Source organism: Chryseolinea soli (assembly GCF_003589925.1).
Lineage (GTDB): Bacteria > Bacteroidota > Bacteroidia > Cytophagales > Cyclobacteriaceae > Chryseolinea > Chryseolinea soli.
The window spans coordinates 5784858-5802562 of the sequence record NZ_CP032382.1 but is presented as its reverse complement, the minus strand read 5'-3'; the positions used below and the strand labels follow the sequence as shown (position 1 = coordinate 5802562).

The 17705-nt window shown below is 50.2% G+C and carries 15 protein-coding genes; 8 read left to right on the top strand and 7 right to left on the bottom strand.

Annotated features, from left to right (window positions below; genetic code table 11):
* Positions 1-19: 19 nt before the first annotated feature.
* From D4L85_RS24350 to D4L85_RS24335, 4 genes are read right to left on the bottom strand one after another with little or no spacing between them, the layout of a single operon-like run.
* On the bottom strand, positions 20-409 hold the full coding sequence (locus D4L85_RS24350) for a VOC family protein (protein ID WP_119756760.1): 390 nt from the start codon (positions 407-409) through the stop codon (positions 20-22).
* Between the two features lie 28 nt (positions 410-437).
* A complete protein-coding gene (locus D4L85_RS24345; protein WP_119756759.1) occupies positions 438-818 on the bottom strand; it encodes a DoxX family protein in 381 nt (126 codons plus the stop codon).
* A gap of 12 nt (positions 819-830) precedes the next feature.
* On the bottom strand, positions 831-1307 hold the full coding sequence (locus D4L85_RS24340; RefSeq protein WP_119756758.1) for an SRPBCC family protein: 477 nt from the start codon (positions 1305-1307) through the stop codon (positions 831-833).
* Between the two features lie 6 nt (positions 1308-1313).
* On the bottom strand, positions 1314-1637 hold the full coding sequence (locus D4L85_RS24335; protein WP_119756757.1) for an ArsR/SmtB family transcription factor: 324 nt from the start codon (positions 1635-1637) through the stop codon (positions 1314-1316).
* Between the two features lie 274 nt (positions 1638-1911).
* On the opposite strand from D4L85_RS24335, the gene D4L85_RS24330 reads away from it, so the two are divergent.
* Together D4L85_RS24330 and D4L85_RS24325 are read left to right on the top strand one after the other, a co-directional pair.
* Complete coding sequence (locus D4L85_RS24330) at positions 1912-2244, top strand: PadR family transcriptional regulator (RefSeq protein ID WP_119756756.1); 333 nt, start codon at positions 1912-1914, stop codon at positions 2242-2244.
* A gap of 12 nt (positions 2245-2256) precedes the next feature.
* The gene (locus D4L85_RS24325; protein WP_119756755.1) at positions 2257-4971 is read left to right on the top strand and encodes an ABC transporter permease; all 2715 of its coding nucleotides are present in this window, start codon (positions 2257-2259) and stop codon (positions 4969-4971) included.
* Between the two features lie 234 nt (positions 4972-5205).
* On the opposite strand, the gene D4L85_RS24320 is transcribed toward D4L85_RS24325, so the two are convergent.
* Positions 5206-5658 carry a hypothetical protein gene (locus D4L85_RS24320; RefSeq protein ID WP_119756754.1) on the bottom strand — a complete coding sequence of 151 codons (453 nt, stop codon included), beginning with the start codon at positions 5656-5658 and terminating at the stop codon, positions 5206-5208.
* Positions 5659-5697: 39 nt separating this feature from the next.
* Positions 5698-7386: an ATP-binding protein gene (locus D4L85_RS24315; protein ID WP_160143969.1), complete on the bottom strand. Its 1689-nt coding sequence runs from the start codon at positions 7384-7386 to the stop codon at positions 5698-5700.
* A 335-nt stretch (positions 7387-7721) separates the two neighbouring features.
* On the opposite strand from D4L85_RS24315, the gene D4L85_RS24310 reads away from it, so the two are divergent.
* The 3 genes from D4L85_RS24310 (at position 7722) to D4L85_RS24300 (ending at position 10485) form a co-directional block, all read left to right on the top strand.
* The gene (locus D4L85_RS24310; protein ID WP_119756752.1) at positions 7722-8540 is read left to right on the top strand and encodes a hypothetical protein; all 819 of its coding nucleotides are present in this window, start codon (positions 7722-7724) and stop codon (positions 8538-8540) included.
* A gap of 277 nt (positions 8541-8817) precedes the next feature.
* Positions 8818-9612, top strand: coding sequence for an isocitrate lyase/PEP mutase family protein (locus tag D4L85_RS24305; RefSeq protein ID WP_119756751.1), 795 nt, complete (start codon positions 8818-8820; stop codon positions 9610-9612).
* A gap of 123 nt (positions 9613-9735) precedes the next feature.
* Positions 9736-10485, top strand: a complete 750-nt coding sequence (locus D4L85_RS24300; RefSeq protein WP_119756750.1) for an NADPH-dependent F420 reductase — start codon at positions 9736-9738, stop codon at positions 10483-10485.
* 164 nt (positions 10486-10649) lie between these two features.
* Here the strand turns inward: D4L85_RS24300 and D4L85_RS24295 are convergent, their stop codons facing one another.
* Positions 10650-12422 carry an SMP-30/gluconolactonase/LRE family protein gene (locus D4L85_RS24295; protein ID WP_119756749.1) on the bottom strand — a complete coding sequence of 591 codons (1773 nt, stop codon included), beginning with the start codon at positions 12420-12422 and terminating at the stop codon, positions 10650-10652.
* A 267-nt stretch (positions 12423-12689) separates the two neighbouring features.
* Between D4L85_RS24295 and D4L85_RS24290 the strand changes: the two genes are divergently transcribed.
* The 3 genes from D4L85_RS24290 (at position 12690) to katG (ending at position 17525) form a co-directional block, all read left to right on the top strand.
* Positions 12690-13466: a DoxX family protein gene (locus tag D4L85_RS24290; RefSeq protein ID WP_119756748.1), complete on the top strand. Its 777-nt coding sequence runs from the start codon at positions 12690-12692 to the stop codon at positions 13464-13466.
* 342 nt (positions 13467-13808) lie between these two features.
* Positions 13809-15146, top strand: coding sequence for an alpha/beta hydrolase family protein (locus D4L85_RS24285; protein ID WP_119756747.1), 1338 nt, complete (start codon positions 13809-13811; stop codon positions 15144-15146).
* A gap of 138 nt (positions 15147-15284) precedes the next feature.
* A complete protein-coding gene (katG, locus tag D4L85_RS24280; protein ID WP_228450609.1) occupies positions 15285-17525 on the top strand; it encodes a catalase/peroxidase HPI in 2241 nt (746 codons plus the stop codon).
* The last annotated feature ends 180 nt before the right edge of the window (positions 17526-17705 follow it).

Genomic DNA, 17705 nt, shown 5'->3' with positions numbered 1-17705 from the left:
GCTCACCTTGTTTTTAGAATCACCAGGATTTTGGTTGCATCGTAATCCATTGGTTGCCGTCCGGGTCGTTAAAACTAAACCACTTGACTCCTGATCCGGGACCGTATAGGTCATCCTTTATGCCGCCCGCCAGCGTAACGCCTTTCTCCGTAAGTTGCCTGTGGGTCGCTTGAATATCCGGGGTTGAGAGATACAGTTTCATCGTCCCGGGCTTCATGTTCTCGTGGGCCGTTGTGAGGGTGATCGTCATTCCACCACCCGGAAAGTCGAGCGATACCCACCAATGATTATCGCTTTGGCGGTAGTCCGAAGTGATCTTAAAGCCAAGTTTGTCGGCATAGAAATCTTTGGCGGCGACCATATCCTTTACCGCCATGCTGAACATCACAAGTTTATCAAATGCATTCATAACATTATATTTTAAAGTGGTTTCTAAATTAACTAAGCGCGACTTTTCTATCCGCAGGTCTGAAATACCACGACACCGCGGTCAGGACCAGTAACAACATCGGTCCGAAAAATTCTTTGCCCTCACTGCCACTGGCGATGTGAGAAAAGACAGCGCCCGACATCGCAAAAAAGAATCCTGCGTAGGCCCATTCCTTCACGACTGGAAATTTAGGAATGAGCACGGCCACAACACCCAACATTTTCCAGGTTCCCAGAAGGGTTAGAAAATAGACCGGGTACCCGAGGGCCTGTGTTATCTTATCTACCTCTTCTTTCGTTTTCATCAATTGCACAATCCCCGTGGCCACCATTCCCAATGACAGCCAGAGCGTGGCAACCCAATAGATGATTTTGTTTCTCTTTAACATAGTGTTTAGTTTTTAATTGGTTTGTGACTTTAATTTGCTGAGAACGTCTTGGATCCGGTTGTGCGCCATGTTGATGCCTTGCGTGAAGGGCAGCTTCAACATCTGGTCTCTTTGCGCAACCGACTCATAGACAACATGCATGGTGAGTTTGCAAGTGTCTTCCGTGAGCGATTCAAATTCCAGGAACTCCAGTTGGACACCGAATGGCGTGTTCTCCATCTCAAAGGTTCGCGTGATCTTTTGATCCGGAACGAACGCATGAATGGTCCCGTTGAACAGGTGCTTGTTGCCCTTTGGATCGGTGGTCTCAAACTGATAACCACCGTGCTGTTTATTTTCGAGTTTCAGTACCTTTGTTCCCATCCATTGCTCAACAATTTCGGGTTCTACATAGGCTCTGAAAAGCAACTCCAGGGGCAGATCAAATTCCCGGGTGATCACCAGGTCTTGTTTGCCCTCTTCGGCATTGACTTTTGTTTTTTTCTCCATGCTGTTTTATTTATTGGGTTTGTATTTCTTCATGATGGCCTCCAACTTGTTAAACCGGTCATCCCACATCTTTCGGAATGGCTCGATGAAATCGGCTACTTCTTTCATTTTTTTGGCGTTGATGAGATAATAAATTTCCCTTCCGCTTTGCTCTTGTTCAAGCAAGTCGCACTCGGTCAGGATTTGAATGTGTTTGGAAATGGTTTGCCGCGACGATTTGAAATTGTCGGCAATCGCTCCAGGCGTTAGTGCCTGTACCGCAAGCAGTGTGAGAATGGCCCTCCGGGTAGGGTCTGCAATGGCTTGGAATACGTCTCTTCTCGATTTCATTATGCAGTTATTTGACTGCAAATATATGCGCAGCTACTTAACTGCACAATTTTTTCTTGAATTTTTTTTTGAAATCTAAAGGGTCTGAGGACTTTTTCGCAGGACCAGGAGAACGTATCAACGCCCTGCGCAGCAAAAAATATCTATTCAACAATTTGATAATCAATTATTTATAAGGAATCAAATAAAATATCGACGCGTCACCCAAACCCAGGTGCAACCTGCCGGCCGTCTCCGGCGTCTTATACATAAATCACTTATGTATTGATCTATTATGCATTCACCTGAACTGTTAAAAGGAACGCTTCAAACCATCGTGCTGAAAGTCCTCAAAGACCACGGCAAGATGTACGGCTACGAAATTACCCAGCGCGTGAAGGAGCTCTCCGACGGCCACATCCTCCTCACCGAAGGCGCCCTCTACCCTGCCCTACATAAACTGGAAGCCGATGGCTTGCTCAATACTGAAGTGGTGAGCATTGGAAAGCGGATCCGGAAATATTATTCGCTCACATCACCCGGCAAAGTCCAGGCGAAAGAACGCGTTGCCGAGTTTGTCGATTTTATTCAAACGATGGGCAGTGTGTTGCAGATAAAGATGAGCTGATACCCTCACCGTATGGCTGAGCTGACAAAAGACCATATCGACTACATCATCAAGGATCTCCACTACCGGGGCATCGTGCTGGAAGGTTTTGAGGACGAGATCATCGATCACGTCTGCGCGGGGGTGGAAGAACAGATGGGCTCCGGGAAAAAATTCATCGACGCATATGAAGCTACGCTGCGGTCTTTCGGCAATACCGATGGACTGCTGGAAACACAAAAAACAGTCATTCAAATCCGAACAAAAACATCGTCTATGTTCAAGAGCTACTTTCTCCTCGCCCTGCGCAACCACATCAGGAACAAATTCTACACCGCCATCAACGTGGTGGGGCTTGCCATCGGCATTGCCTCGTGTATCGTCATCATGCTTTTTGTGAAGCACGAACTGAGTTATGACAACTTTAACGAAAAGGCCGACCGCATCTATCGCATCAACACCGCACTGCGTTTTGGTGCCGTGCAGAAGCGGCTTGCGTTGGGCGCTGCCCAGTTGGACGACCTTTTCCGTCAGAACTACCCGGAAATAGAGTCCACAACAAAGCTGTGGGATTGGGGGCCGCGCTATGTGCACCTGCCGGAACGCAACGAACGCTTCCAGGAAAAGATCGTGTGGGCCGACAGCACCCTGTTCACGGTCTTCACCATCCCCGTCCTGGAAGGTGACGCCCGGACCGCGCTCACCGAACCGAACACCGTCGCCATCAGCCACACGATGGCGGCGAAATATTTCCCGGATGGAAACGCTGTCGGCAAGCTCCTGATCATCGACGACAATGTGAGCCATCGCGTCACCGCGGTCTTTAAAGACCTTCCTGAGAACAGTCACTTTCACTATGACATGTTCCGGTCCATCGCCGGGCTGCCCGAAGCCAAGAACATGAGTCTCATCGGGGGCGGCTGGATGAACGTCTATCTCTTGCTTCGCGAAGGGGCCGATCCGCATCAGCTCGAATCCAAGTTCCCTGCCTTCATCGAAAAGTACGTAGCGCCACAGTTGGCCGACGCCCTGCAGGGCGATTTCACCATGGACAAATTCAAGTCGCAGGGAAATTCGTGGTCCTACTGGCTTACACCGGTCCGCGACATCCATCTTCATTCCGACCTGGAAGGCGACATCGAAGCCAACGGAAACATCACCTATGTTTACCTGTTTTCCGCCATTGCCCTCTTCATCCTCATTGTGGCCTGCATCAATTTCATGAACCTTTCCACGGCGCGTTCCGCCAACCGCGCGCGTGAAGTGGGCATTCGCAAAGTGATGGGATCGCTGCGCACGCACCTCGTGCGCCAGTTCCTGACCGAATCGTTTGTCCTCACCTTCATTTCGTTTGTGCTGGCCCTGGCCTTTGTCTGGCTGTTTCTGCCGGTGTTCAACAACCTCGCGCTGAAAAAGCTCTCCGTGCCGTTTGATCAGCCCGCTTTTTATGTGGGGTTGGTTGCCGCGCTGGTGATCGTTGGCTTTCTGGCCGGGCTGTATCCTTCGTTCTTCCTCTCTTCCTTCAAACCCGTCAACGTGTTGAAGGGGAAACTTGCGCTGGGCACCAAGAGCGGCATCGTGCGAAGCAGCCTGGTCGTGTTTCAATTTGTGATCTCCATCTTCCTCATCGTGGGAACGATCGCCATCCAAAAGCAACTGTATTACACGCAGAACAAAAAGATCGGATTTCGAAAAGACCAGGTCATCATCGTCCACGGGGCAGACCACCTCAAGAATCACATTCAGGCTTTTAAAGACGAACTCCTTCAAAATACGTCTATCACCGCCGCCACGATCTCCGGTTACTTGCCTGTATCCGGCACGTGGCGCAACAACAATACCTATTGGCCCGAGGGCAAGGTGCCTACCGGCGATGACGTCGAAGATATGGTGTCGATGGAGGGCTGGACCGTAGACTATGACTATGTGAATACCTTGGGCATGACCATCAAGACGGGCCGGAACTTTTCACGCGAGTTCTTATCCGATTCCACCGAAAGCGTGGTGTTGAATGAATCGGCCGTAGAGAAATTTGAGATGGGTCCGAACCCGTTGGGCAAAAAGATCAGCTCCTTTACGGCAAACCGTCCCGATGGCTCGCCCGATCCCAACTCCGTTAAATCATGGACCGTTATCGGCGTAGTGGAAAATTTTCACTTTGCCAACATGCGTGAACACATCGCGCCGCTGGCCTTGTTCCTGCAACGTTCCAACGGCTATGTGGCCTTCCGCTTCAAGAGCAAAAGCACACAGGCCGTACTGGACAATATTGAAGCCCACTGGAAAAAACTTGCGCCGGGAGATGCTTTTGAATACAGTTTCCTGGACGAAGACTATGGAAAAATGTACGACGCCGAAAAAAGACTGGCGAGCATATTCGGCGTCTTTGCTGGTCTGGCGATCATCATTGCCTGCCTGGGCTTGTTTGCATTGGCCGCTTTCACGGCCGAACAGCGCACCAAAGAGATCGGCATACGGAAAACGCTTGGAGCTTCCGTCAACAGCATAGTATTCTTGCTCTCGAGGGAATATGGCAAGCTGGTGCTCATTGCTTTTGTCGTCAGTACGCCCGTAGCGTGGTATGGGGTGCAATGGTGGATACAGAGCTATACTTATCGGGCCACGATTGGTTTCAGTGTCTATGTGCTGGCGGGAGGAATTGCTTTGGTGATTGCGTTGCTGACGATCGGGTATCAGTGTGTACGGGCGGCGATGATGAATCCGGCGCAGTCGTTGAGGAGCGAATAGAATTTGGGGATTCGGTATTCAGTAGCCAGTAGTCAGTAGCCAGTAGTCAGTAGCCAAAATCCAGGGGCCAGGATGATATTGGTGCTTGGTGTTCAGTAGCCGGCAGCCGGTACTAGAAATTTTTCCGTCTCCGCGATCCTCAGGCAACCCGCTACTGGCAACTACTACTAACAAATGATTACTGAGTATTAACTACTGGCTACTGACTCCACACCCTCATGCCCGATCCTTCCACTACCGTTTCATCACCGATTGATTTATGATTTCTTTCAGTCCTTCCTTTTGTTCGGGGCTCAACGCAAGCATTTCGCTGTTTAGGATCGCGATGGCGGTGTTGATCAGGTTGCGTGAATCGATGGTTCCTTTTTCGATGATCTTATCATAGACCGCCATCATTTTATGGATCAGGGCGTTGTGGCCTTCTCCTAATTTTTCGTCGAACAAACGCAGTATTTCATAGCGGAAGTCCAGTCCCAGACTGTTGGGAGGGCCAATCAACATCTCATCGATACTATTATTTAATATCCTCAGTCTTCGTTTGCTTCCTGCCTCCACCATTTTCTGAAGATCCGCCCAGGCTTCCTTGCGATAGGGGAAAATGGTCAGGAGTTCATTGGTGTCCAGGAACTCGAAAAACAGGGAAGCCCTTTCCGCTAAATATTGACCTTCGTCATCCAGGTGCTCCATACAAACGGCAATTTTTATATTGATAATTCGAATTGCAAATCAATCCTGGGTAACGGGAACGGACTTCTGCGATCCTGCCGGCGCGGGCAAAATGGAAGCCGATAGTGCAATCGTGAAAACAGACCCCTCTCCATACGTCGAGCTCACTTCGATCGCGGCGTCAATTTTCTTTGCGGCCTCGCGGGCGATGTAGAGACCAAGGCCTGAACCTTCGGACCGATGACTGCCCCGAAAAAACATATCGAAGATCTTCGCCTTTAGTTCAGGCCTGATTCCTTCACCGTTGTCTTCAATGGAAAACATCAATTTCTCGTCCTTCACCTGTGTAGATAACCGGATGAATGGCTTGCCCGTTTTATTTCTGAATTTGATGGCATTGCTCAAAAGGTTTTGAAGGATCATTTTCAACCGGCTGCGATCGCTGATCACCCATTCGTGTTTTATCGCGGCATCCTCGAATGCAATCTCGTTAAAGCCATCCGCGAACTGCAGGTTTTGAAAAACTTCCTGCGACAGGTCTTTCAGGTTCACGGGTTCGTGTGCCCCTTCCGTTCTTCGGTTCCGGGAGTAATCCAATACCTCCGCCACAAATGCCTCCAGCTTGTAGGCGCTTCTTTCAATCAGATCAAAATGGAGCCGATGCTCGTTTTCCACGGTAGTCAGCCGGCTGATGGATACCAGCCCAAGGATCGATTTCAGTGGAGCGCTCAGGTCGTGCGACACGCTATAGACAAATCGGTCCAATTCGCTGTTCATCTGATTGAGCTCATCGTTCCGCTCATTCAATCGCGCTTCGCTGAGCCTCATGTCCGAAACAAGCCGGCCGGTGATGATCGTGAACACATACAAAAGTGCCGTACCCAATTGTGTTCTCAGCATCTGGCTCTCGGCAAAGTGTGGAAGAAAACCGTGGTGGATGACCGCCGGGACCATGTAGGTGATGATGAGCATATAGGAATTCATCAGCACCGTGGCGCCAAAACCAAAACGCATCGCGACATAGAGCGACAGTATTCCATTCAGAAACCAGTAGTCTATAAAATCCAGGAACAGGTTGATGACCGAGGCCATGACGGCAACCGTGAGAAGTTCCAGCCATTGCATTTTCCGGAGCCGTGAATACTGCGACAGGTGCTCAATTTTTTCGCGATGAAGAAGTAATTCGCGCTTTGCCATCCATGGCGTAAGAAAGTGAAGCAAGGGCAGCGACACGCAGAATGTAGATATGAAGTCTCCGAAACCTGTCGTAATCAGCAGATTCCAATAGTTCTCCTCCGGAGCGTCGCCGGCCAACATGAAAATGCTTTCCAGCATGAACTTGTAGATCACCAGCGGGAACACGATCCCGGTAATCAGGAAGTAGATCATTTGCTTGGTATCGGGCAACCAGATTTTTCCCGAAGCGATCTTTACAAAAAACAACCAGGAAAGGGCGACAAATACAGTTTCCGGCAAACCGTATACGGCCCATAGCTCTACCCGGCTCAGACCCCACAGGCCTGCACAACCGCTTGCATTCAAATAGAATGCAGGCAACACTCTTGGTCCCCACCAATACGCCAACGTTAAGCCAAAGGCCAACGGGAGGTAAAGCAGTGCCGTGCCGGTAGTGATTTTTGCTTCCAACGAGATCAGCGTGCCGAGGAAAAAAATCGGCAACGGTACTACCCAGGTCCACCAGGGCAGTCTTCGATCAGAAGTTCCATTTGACGCCTCTGTTAATGACATACAGCGAGATTGTGGAAATATCTTGTAAAATAAGCGATACAAACGGCCCTTCCGAGGAATTGCAGGAAACTTTAATGCATCCATTCCGCCCTCTCCTGTTATCAATATAATATATTGACAATCAATACAATATTAAGGATTCCGTAAGTATGTATTCAATTTAACATCACCCTCGCATTTTGCCCGATTGACGATGTAAATTAGCACCGAAGCTTTTGGGCGTTGTTTGAAAAATGGACGTTGAAATACACCTGACGAAACAATCCCAAACCGATCTGCTCCCTGATCATGACACCGGATGGCTGTCCATAATTTTAATCTATCTTTCACATCGTATGGTCATCGAAGAAAAAGCACTCAAACATTGGATCGACAATTTTTACGGCTATGGCTCGTGGCAGGCCCCGTTCTGGTTTATTGGCTATGAAGAAGGTGGCGGCGAGGTGCCCGAGGAAGTAGCCGACAAGGTTAACTATTTTGGCAGGGTGCATGCACAAACGGGTGGCGAACTCTGCGACGTCCGCGAGCTCTACCGGCATGTCGCCATCCGGTGGGATGGTCCGAAAAAAAATCTGTTCACCAACCGCCATCAATACCGCTTCGAGAGCAACGCCGTGCAACATGGCGTTTGGAAAAATCTCATCGCCTTTGTGCACGGCTACAAAGCGGAAAAATTACCTGACCTCCTCGCCTACCAGCAACATAACTTTTTATCGCCATCGTCGCACAACGAGGCGTTGATCCAGTTATATCCGCTGCCGAGTCCGCACAATCATGCCTGGTACTATAGCTGGCTCGACATGCCGGAACTTGGGTTTTTAAAAAGCCGTGAATTATATGAGGCACATGTTTATGAACATCGCATGCACAGCATCCTTTCCAACATCAGCACCTACAAGCCCAAGCTGGTCCTGATGTATGGCATGAATAACATCAACACACTCAAAAAAACCATACAAGATTTCTTCCCCGATGCGAAATTCAAAATGGTCAAAGCGATCAAACAACAAATCCCGCAGCATCACCGGGTGGATCTTGAGGGTGTTACCATGTTGATTACCACACAAATCCCGGCCCTGAGGCATAACCGGATTGAGACAGGCTTTGATTGGGAGGAGTTTGGAAAAAGAGTGAGATCTGAAACCCACAGTTGACGCGTGAACAAAACGTGCGCCCGCCGCCGTAACGCAATTGTCCAGCATCACCATCCTAACAATCTTCAGATGTCACTTCCGACCTTTGTCCATCACCCGGACTTCGTTCAACGATAGGCAATAACCATTTCCTTCTTCGCGTGAGCTGCTGAATAAAGCGCGCGGTCACTTTGTCCAAATCTACCCGCGACAATGTCCACTTTACACCCGGGCCCCGGCAGCGTCGAGGAATACATTTGTTATTTATTATTCACGATAAAATTAAACCACAAGAAAAATGAACGGCAAGGACGATACGACAAGCGTGACTGGGAATGCCACCGCTCAGATAAACGACTACGAAAGATTTCTGGATTTGCACCACGGCACAAAGCCATTGGTTATTCCCAATGCCTGGAATGCAAAAAGCGCACAACTCATCGAAAAAAATGGCTTTGACGCCCTGGCAACCTCCAGCGGTGCCATTGCCGATTCTTTGGGTTACGAGGATGGTGAAAAGATCCCGTTCACTGAATTACTGTATATGCTGCAGCGCATAAAATCCCGTACCAGCATCCCCATGTCCGTTGACCTGGAGAGAGGATACACCGATAATTTAGACGACCTGAACGAGCATATTCAAAAACTCATTGACATCGGCGTTGCCGGAATAAACCTGGAAGATTCGCAGGGGGAGGAAATTTATCTGAGAAAATTAAACGGCATTAAGAACTACCTCGAGAAAACCCATCAAAAACTTTTTATCAATGCAAGAACCGATGTTTTTTTATTAAAACTTCCTTCGCCACTCGAAACGACGTTGAGAAGAGCAAAGCTATACGAGGATGCAGGAGCCGATGGACTTTTCGTTACCGCCGTTTCGGACACGAGCCTTATTAAGGAAATCACTTCCTCTACGTCGCTTCCCGTCAATGTCGTGGGCGTGCCGCAGTTGTCGTCTATCGCGACGTTGACGGAATGCGGGGTCAGGAGAATCAGCATGGCTGTTTTTCTTTACCGGGCAACTTATCGACAATTAGAAAACATTACAAAGGACATCGGAACAACCCATTCGCTGGCGCCTTTGTTTTAGATTTTATCGCTTCATCCTATTTAACCCGTTGCCCGATTTTAACTGCATAAAGCCCATTTTACCCCAGGCTTGGTTATATTTAGACAATACATTTGCTTGTAGATTTACAACGAATCGAATATTATGAAAATAGGAATGATCGGAGCCGGCGAGATGGGAGGAACTTTGATACGGCAATACACAAAGGCCGGTCACCGCGTGAAGATGGCCAATGCCAGCGGAATTGAAAAGCTCAAGAGTTTGGCTTTGGAAACGAGAGCTTCAGCGGTTACGTTGACCGATGTTGTCACCGATGTCGATGTGATCGTTATTACGATTCCTTTGATCGGTATCCTGAAGTTACCAAAACAGCTATTTAAAAACGCTCCCACAAGAACGGTCCTTGTTGATACTTGCAACTATTACCCCATCCGCGACGGGATCCTTAAAGACATCGAGGATGGAATGCCGGAGAGCGTTTGGGTGTCGAATCAGCTTCAGCGGCCGGTGGTGAAGGCTTATAACAGCATTCTGTATCGTTCTTTGGTCCATTCCGGTCTTCCCAAGGGCACGCCTTCGCGTTTGGCGCTTCCCGTTTCCGGAGACGATAAGCTATCCAAAGACGTGGTATCTGTTCTGGTTGGCGATAGTGGGTTTGATGCTTTGGATTATGGATCGCTTCAAGACTCCTGGAGACAACAGCCCGGAAGCCCGGCGTATTGCACGGACCTGACGTTGGCTCAATTGAAAAAGTCTATTGAGAGCGCTAGAAAAGAATTATTGCCCGGGGGACGCGAACTGGGGTTGAAATATATTATGACGCATGATCCTGAGCTTTGGACGGATAATGTGAAGCATAACAGGGAAATTTATGAAAGTAATTTGGACGCCTAAATCGGCCGCAGTCTGAAGACTCTTTTTATGATGGGCACAAGTGGGAACACTTTGCGCCAGGCGTCGCAGCGAAGTCTCCCGCCTCGGGGACTTCGCGTTTTTTCAGGACGCCAACACCCAGTCGGAGCTATGTTATGACGTCTGACCAGAACACTGCGCCAGCCTCACAATTTGGGATTGCCTGGCTTGATAGGTTTGTCAAAATTATTGGCACCCTTCACTTTCACCTTTCGCCGAAACACTTTGTCATGACAGGTGATATACAGTGTATCAAAATCGGGACCACCGAAACAAAGATTGGAGACCTGGCCTTTTGATTTGGGAACGGGAAGGATGGCGTTCACACGGCCCAGTTGATCCATCACCTGAATGCCGCTGAGGCTGGTCACGTAGATCCTGCCGTCGCGGTCGCACTTCAATCCGTCGCTCCAGGCATTTTCGTCTTCGTCGCGCACATGCAGCCATCCGTATTTTTGTTTGTGCGACAACGTGCCGTCGGGCTGGATCTGGTATACCCATACCCAGTGCGTGGCTGATTCGGTTACATAAAGTTGCGTTTGATCGGGCGAGAGACAAAGGCCGTTGGCAAATTTCAGTCCTTCGTCCACGATGCTCTTTTCACCCTGGGGTTTGATGAGATACAATTTACTGGGCCGCTCCCTGCCGTCGGGCGACGTGACATAGATGTTCCCGCTAAACGAAAGGGTGATATCATTGCCCGGTGTTTCCGCGGCCACGACCGTATAGCCGCCCGGTGTCTTGTATTGATGGACTTCCTTTGTGGGCGGCTCGGACCATCCGCCGGTGATCGTGAGCATGTCGCCGGCAGCGGAGAACGTTGTGCCGCTTGCTTTTTTTGAATCGGCGAGATACACTTCCGGTTTGCCGTTCGGACCTATCTTATACGTTTTTGCGTTGGGGATGTCTTGAAAAAAAACTTCGCCCTTGGCATTCACCGCGATGCCCTCTGTGAATCCATAGTTCTCGCCCACCAATTCCCAGCCTTTGTCTTCGACTGGAAGAATATCCACCAGAAATTGGTTTTTGCTTTGTCCCCCCCGGATCGGTTTAGGATAATCTCTCCACAGCCATCGCATCGCCTCCGGAAAAACCGATGTGCCCTGAAGGCCATTGTGGCCCCCACTGCCCCAGACGTGGTTGACATCGTAGCCGGCAAAGGTCAACGCCCGCTCCATCGATTCATTGGCTTTCCACCAATCGCCTGCATAGATATTGAGATCGCCGGACCCATCCTGCATAAAGATGCGTAGGGGCTTGGGCTCGTGTTTTCTGACTAAAATATCATAACGGTCCGCCCCGCGCAGCCCAACATAGGTGCCGATGGCACTGAATACTCTTGAAAATTCATCGGGCAACATCCAGGCCACGGTGAAGGCACAAACCGCCCCGCTGCTGGACCCGCCAATAGCCCTGTCGTTGCCATTATGCGAAAGACGTATCGGCCTGCCATCGGTTGCCTTCTGACGCTCGACAAAGGGAAAAACCTCATCCAACAAAAATCGCCCGTACTTGTCTCCCAACCCATCATATTCAAAGCTTCTATTGAAACGATCAAGCGCCTCTTTGTTCTGAGCCAATACTTTTCCCGGCGTAACAAAAACACCGATGGTGACAGGCATTTCGTTTTTGGCAATGAGGTTGTCAAAAACGGTCGGCGCTTTCCACTGGATGCCGTCCTGGTTAACATAAACACAAGCGGGCTTATCGCCTTTGTACTGGGCAGGAATATACAGGCTGATCTCTCGCGTCGTGCCGGGAAATAGCTTGGAGTCCTCAAAGGTGAACTTCAGGATCTCCCCTTTTGGCACGCCGGCGTGTTCCTCCGACGCGGGGTCGACGGGGTAGGTTTCCGGAGTTGACTGTGCGAGTGCCCGTCCCCAAAAAAGGAAGAGCAGGATCAATAATTTTCCTTTCATGCTATAAGCTTTTAAACTTTAAAGAATACACTGCTACAATTTACATAAAAGGAGACCCGGCTCCGCCGAAGGTGAATGGTTGCGCATTTGATGGTGCGTCACCGTGCCACGGCGTTCGCCAGACCGGGAGGCTCTTTCAGTACCCCCCAAGTTATGGGAATTTGCCGCGGTCAGGCCCACAGGGTCCCTGAAACGGGAGACGATGTTACGACATGAATCACTCCTATTGCTTATCTTCATCGTCTTTCAAATAAACCATTTAAGGGCATGGGAAATCTATCAAAAATAGGCCGTATCTTCTATGGCATCGCGATCGCGGAGATGGGCTTTCACACGCTGTATTATCGTGATTTTCCCTATATGCTGATCCCCCCCAAGCATGCCGGAATTCCCGGCTTTGTAGCCCTCGCTTACATCGCGGGAGTCTTGCTGATTTTGGCCGGCGCATGCATCGTCTTTGAAAAGAAAACCAGGTCAGCTTCCCTGGTATTAGGGAGCGTGCTGCTGTTGGTCTTTTGCTTTTACTTCATCCCCTATCAGCTTATGGTTAGTCCAAACGCTATGCATTTTGGAGACTGGGAGAATGCGGCAAAAGAACTGGCATTGTGCGGTGGCGCCTTTGTCATTGCCAGCTGCTATCCGGAAAAAGATGAAAATCCGCTCCTGAGGATTTTAGGCAAGCCCGCACCTTTCGGCACCATTCTCTTTTCGCTGACGATCATCAGTTTTGCCATGGATCATTTTCTGTATGCCAAAGAGGCCGCCGACTATGTTCCCTCGTGGGTACCCGGCCATTTGTTCTGGATCTACTTCACCGGCATGGCACTACTGGCTTCTGGCGTCGGGATCATTCTGAACATAAAACGCAAGCTAGCCGCCACGCTACTGGGTTTCATGATCCTTACCTGGTTTATTATTCTCCATATCCCCCGGGTGATCGTGTCTCCTTTGCCTTACCTGGGAAGCGAAATTACCAGCGCCGGCATAGCGCTTGCCTATAGCGGGATTGCCCTCGTCGTCGCAGGGAAGTCTCCCGGTAAGTAGCGAAGTCTCCCGCGTAAGTAGCGAAGTCTCCCGCCTCGGGGACTTCGCTACTTTGAAACACCCATCACATTAATTTGGAGCTTATCACTTCAGCCGCATAGACCCTGAAGCAGGAGACTATACGGGTACAGACTAGGGTACCACATTGCGTCGCCCATATCCCGGATCTGTCACGGATAGTATGTGTGTTTGAACGCCATCTACCGTCATGTTTTTTTTGTTCACGCCGTTGTTGTTCTCTGATTAATGCTTACTTTAGTTCACGAGCCCATCATGATGTCTGATCGACATTGCTGATGGGCTTGTGTTTTTATTGATCGCATCAGCCTAACCCTTTTACCTATGAGACACGCCGTCGTTATTATCCACGGCATTGGTGAACAAAAACCAATGGACACCTTAAGAGGATTTGTATCGAGTGTGACGCGGAACCAAGGGACCGATGGAAAGAATATTGAGTTTTACAGCAAGCCGGATGAACTTTCCAACCTGTTTGAACTGCGGAGACTGACCACGGCGTCGGCGGAAGACGAGGGCCGGGTAAAAACAGATTTCTTTGAATACTACTGGGCCTACAATGTACGGGACACAAAAGTGCAACAGGTGCTCACCTGGATCTGGCAGATCCTTTTCCGCTGGCCCTGGTCGTTGCCGAAACGCATCCGGCCGTTTCATATCGCCATTTGGTTCATCATCTTTGCTTCTCTCGCGTTGATCCTTTCCGGCTACGACATACCGTTCATGGGCGAAGATCAACCGATGTGGATTGGCGCGATCGGAACATTGCTCACCGCCATGCTGAGTTATTTGTTCACGGGTTATGTGGGTGATGCGGCACGTTACACCTCCCCTTCGCCGGGAAATATTGCCGAGCGCCAAAAGATCCGGAAAGATGGGATTATGCTGCTCAAGTCATTGCATGAATCGAACAAATATGAAAAGATCATTCTCGTCGGACACAGTCTGGGCGCCATCATCGGCTACGATATTATCCGCAATCTCTGGAGTGAATACAATACAAAGTATGTCGACGGTAAATACAAGGATCAATTATTGAAATTTGAAAAAGATTACGCGCAGCCTGAGAACGTTGCATTGAATATCAAGCCATATCAAAGTGCCCAGGAGGATCTGCTTTACCAGCAAAACGACGGAGGCAATCCCTGGCGCATCACACATTTCATCACCCTTGGAAGTCCGTTGACCCACGCCTCATTTCTGCTGGCCAAAAATATCTCCGAATTAAAAGAGCGAATGAAAGAACGGGAGCTCCCCAAATCGCCCCCGGTTTTTGAAGTGATCAAGAACATTAACCGGTTTACTTACCTGCCCGACTTCAAAAAACCCGGAAGAGTTTTACACCACAGCGCTCCTTTCGCATGCACCCAGTGGATCAATGTCTATTATGAAAATGATTATGTCGGAGGCAACCTCTCCGAATATTTTGGCAAGGGAATACGGGAGCACAAAATAAAGATCAAAGGTTCTCCATGGCTCAGGTTTGTCCCCTTCCTTTCACATACCCACTACTGGTCGGACGACGGCAATCTGAAACGGTGTGAAGCATCCTTAGCCATCCTTACCAGCATCATCTGGGACAAGAAAATGCCGGAGAAAGACGAAAAAGAAAAACAGACCGTGCAGCCGGATGCAAATGAACTGGCGGGTCTTGAGTTGTAATAACGATGTTACCATTATGTTATGTTTCGACCCGCTTCATAGATAGAACCTATATGCCAATAAAAACCATCGATTTGATTTATGCCAGGGATGGCGGTAATATTGACTTCAGATTCTAAACAACCCTATCATAAAGCAATGGAAAACAGAACAGCCACAACATCGAAAGTATTGAATGTGAACGACAGCGAAGCCAAGTGCCCGTTTCATGGTGGCGCGCTCCAGCAAACCGCCGGCGGTGGAACGCGGAACCGCGACTGGTGGCCCAACCAGTTGAAGTTGAACATTCTCCGCCAGCAGTCGTCTTTGTCCAACCCGATGGACAAGACATTCAATTACGCAAAAGAATTCAAATCGCTCGACCTGGGTGCCGTGAAGAAAGACATCTTTGCGCTGATGACCACATCGCAAGACTGGTGGCCAGCAGATTATGGTCACTATGGACCTTTCTTCATCCGGATGGCCTGGCACAGCGCGGGCACGTACCGCGTTGGCGATGGTCGTGGCGGCGCGGGAGCAGGACAGCAACGCTTCGCTCCCCTCAACAGCTGGCCCGACAATGCAAACCTCGACAAGGCGCGTTTGCTGCTCTGGCCCATCAAACAGAAATATGGCAAGAAACTTTCGTGGGCCGACCTGATGGTCCTCGCCGGCAACTGCGCGCTCGAGTCCATGGGCTTCAAGACATTCGGTTTTGCGGGTGGACGCGAAGATGTCTGGGAACCACAAGAAGAAGTGTATTGGGGTTCGGAGACCACGTGGCTGGGAGACAAGCGCTACACGGGCGTGCGCGAGCTTGAAAGTCCGCTCGGCGCTGTGCAGATGGGACTCATTTATGTGAATCCACAAGGCCCCAACGGAAACCCCGATCCTGTTGCCGCCGCGCGCGACATTCGCGAGACGTTTGGCCGCATGGCGATGAACGACGAAGAAACGGTCGCACTCATTGCCGGGGGACACACCTTTGGAAAAACCCACGGCGCGGCCGACGCCGACAAATACGTAGCTTCGGAGCCCGCAGGGGCAACCATCGAAGAGCAGAGCACGGGCTGGAAAAATAGTTTCGGCACCGGAAACGGTGTCCACACGATCACCAGCGGTCTGGAGGGCGCATGGACCACCACCCCCACCAAGTGGAGCAACAACTTCTTCGAAAACCTTTTTGGATTCGAATGGGAACTGGCAAAAAGCCCCGCCGGTGCATACCAGTGGAAACCAAAGAACGGCGCCGGAGCACACACCGTACCCGATGCGCATGACAAGTCAAAGCGACATGCGCCAACGATGCTCACGACCGACCTCGCCTTGCGCGTGGACCCGATCTACGGCCCGATCTCAAAACGATTTTATGAAAACCCCGCGGAATTCGCCGATGCCTTCGCCCGTGCATGGTATAAGCTGACCCACCGCGACATGGGGCCCCGCGCCCGCTACCTCGGACCCGAGGTGCCGGCAGAAGTGTTGATCTGGCAAGACCCTATCCCGGCCGTTACGCATAAACTGATTGATGCGAACGACATCGCTGCATTAAAAAATAAAATACTCGCCTCCGGGCTAACGGTATCGCAACTGGTATCGACGGCCTGGGCATCGGCATCGACGTTCCGTGGCTCGGATAAACGCGGTGGTGCCAATGGCGCACGGGTTCGTTTGGCGCCCCAAAAGGATTGGGAAGTCAACAATCCCACCCAATTGGCAACCGTGCTCAAAACGCTGGAGGGCATTCAAAAAGAGTTCAACGGTGCGCAGACCGGTGGCAAGCTGGTTTCGCTTGCCGACTTGATCGTGCTTGCCGGATGCGCAGGTGTGGAGAAGGCTGCAAAAAATGGTGGTCACAACGTGACGGTGCCGTTCACGCCGGGACGCGCCGACGCATCGCAGGAACAAACCGATGTAGAGTCGTTTGAAGTGCTCGAGCCCGCTGCCGATGGATTCCGCAATTACCTGAAAGCAAAACACGTTGCCTCTGCCGAGGAACTGTTGATCGACAAAGCCCAACTGCTCACGCTGACCGCGCCGGAGCTGACCGTTCTGGTGGGCGGCTTGCGCGTGCTGAACACGAACTTCGATCACTCGCAACACGGTGTGTTCACCAAGCGCCCCGAAGCCCTTACCAACGACTTCTTTGTGAGCCTGCTTGATTTTGGCATCACCTGGAGCGAATCATCAGCATCGAAAAACGTGTTCGAAGGTCGCGATCGCAAGACAGGCAAAGTGCAATGGACCGGCACGCGGGTCGATCTTATCTTTGGATCCAACTCCGAGTTACGTGCACTCGCTGAAGTTTATGGATGTCAGGATTCCGGCGAGAAGTTCGTGCAGGACTTTGTGGCGGCCTGGACTAAGGTGATGAATCTGGATCGTTTTGATCTGGTGTGATTTTAAAAATCGTATTCGCAATAAAAAAAGTGGCTCGGCAACGGGCCACTTTTTTTATTTCAATATAGGGATTTTCATTCCAGGTCAGGGAAAGGGAATGCTTGCAGTTTGCAACACACTTCGATTTCCGTCGAGTGCATGAGGGAAAAGAAGTTTTGAATAAAAAGTGAATGTTTTTAT